Annotated in this window: 2 protein-coding genes; one reads left to right on the plus strand and one right to left on the minus strand. The window is 64.7% G+C overall.

Translation table 11 applies throughout. The features are described 5' to 3' along the window. A partial coding sequence (gene ligD, locus EN879_RS33865) for a DNA ligase D (RefSeq protein ID WP_127274606.1) occupies nucleotides 1–1,336 on the plus strand: 1,336 nt, incomplete at its 5' end. Nucleotides 1,337–1,412: 76 nt separating this feature from the next. Here the strand turns inward: ligD and EN879_RS33870 are convergent. Then, a partial coding sequence (locus EN879_RS33870) for a transcriptional regulator (RefSeq protein ID WP_127274607.1) occupies nucleotides 1,413–1,925 on the minus strand: 513 nt, incomplete at its 5' end.

Genomic DNA, 1,925 nt, shown 5'->3' on the forward strand with positions numbered 1-1,925 from the left:
AGACCGCAGCGGCCGCGGCCCGACCTGGGTCAAATCGAAATGCACGGCGCGGCAGGAATTCGTCATCGGCGGCTACCTGCCGTCGGACAAGACCGGGCGCGGACTGCGCTCGATCCTGGTCGGCTTCCACGAGGGCGGCAAGCTGCATTATGCCGGCCGCGTCGGCACTGGTTTTTCGGGCAAGGGCGCCAATGAGCTGAAGGCAAAACTCGATGCGTTGACGGCAAAATCATCGCCCTTCGCCACCGCCGTGCCGAAGGGCAAGGGCCTGGTCTGGGTCAAGCCTGAACTTGTCGGCGAAGTGGAGTTTCGCAGCTGGACCTCGGACCGTATAATACGCCACGCCTCGTTCCAGGGGTTGCGCGAGGACAAGCCGGCGGAGGAAGTCGTGCAGGAAAAGCCCAAAGCGGCGACAGGCAAGCCATCGACAGGCAAGAGCACGGCCAAGCCGGCATCAGGCGGCAAAGCCGCCGGGTCGATCACGACCACGGTCAAACTCTCGCATCCCGACAAGCTGCTGTGGCCGGACGAAAACATATCCAAGCAGGGCCTGCTCGACCATTACGCACAGGTTTGGCCGCGCATGGAACAGTTCGTGGTCAACCGGCCGCTCAGCCTGGTGCGGGCGCCGGACGGCGTCGGCGGCCAGCGTTTCTTCCAGAAGCATGCCTCGGCTGGCATGAGCGACAAGATCGCGCGCATGAAGGACCCGACCGACGGCGAGGAAATCCTGTTCATCCGGGATTTCGATGGTGTTGCCGCACTGGTCCAGTATGGCGTGGTCGAGATCCACATCTGGGGGTGCACGATCGATGAGATCGAGAAGCCCGACCAGATCATCTTCGATCTCGATCCCGATGAAGGTGTCGACGTGAAGGCGGTGCGCGAGGCGGCACTCGATATCCGGGGCAAGCTCGACGAGCTGTCGCTGCCGAATTTCGTCAAGACCTCGGGCGGCAAGGGCTATCACGTGCTGGTGCCGCTGAAACCGGCGGCGGATTGGGATGCGGTGAAGGGCTTCGCCCATGACTTTGCCCGCGCGTTGGAGCAGGGTGCCCCCGATCGCTACACGGCGACGCTGTCGAAAAAAGCGCGCACGGGAAAGATCTTCGTCGACTATCTGCGCAACGGCAGGGGCTCGACGACGGTCGCGCCCTATTCCTCGCGCGCCAAGAAAGGCGCCACCGTGTCGATGCCGGTGACCTGGCCAGAGATCGAGGCCGGCTTGCCGCCGAACGCTTTCCCGATCGGCGACAAGACGACGCTGAAGCAGCTGGCGAAAGCCGATCCGTGGAGGGAATTTTTCAAGCAGGGGAAGGCGTTGAAGCGGGGGTAGTTCGCGCAATTTGCCAGCGCAGCGATCCTTCGCGCCCCCTCTGGCCTGCCAGCGTGACGAAATCAGCGTCGGCTCCTCAGCTCAGAAACACCTTCTCGAAAGCCTGCTTGCCCGGCAGCGAGAAAATCACCGCGCGGCTGTCCTTCTCGCGGCGCGCCCATTTCTCGGCAAGGATCTTGTCGAGGATGGCGGCGCCCAGCGTGCCGGCGAGGTGCGAACGGCGCACGCTCCAGTCGAGGCAGGCGCGGCATACCGGCCGGCGCGGCTTGGTGTAGACGTCGATGCCGATCGCGGCGAAATGCGAAGCCGCCGATGGCCCGAGCCTGATCTCTTGTTCGTCGCGGACCAGTACGTTCTTGGCGACGAGCCGGTCGAGCATCGCCACTGCCTGCTCGCCGGCGAGGTGATCGTAGCAGACGCGCGCCACGCGCATCGCTGCATCGCGCGGACCCGGCCGCACACGCTTTGGACCGACGGCTTCCGCGACGCCTGTGATGGCTTCGATCATGCCCGCCACCTGCGGTCCGGCGAGGCCGTAATAGCGATGCCGGCCCTGGCTCGCCACCGTGAGCAGCCCACCTTCCATCAG

The organism is Mesorhizobium sp. M7A.F.Ca.AU.002.02.1.1 (genome assembly GCF_003998535.1).
Lineage (GTDB): Bacteria > Pseudomonadota > Alphaproteobacteria > Rhizobiales > Rhizobiaceae > Mesorhizobium > Mesorhizobium ciceri.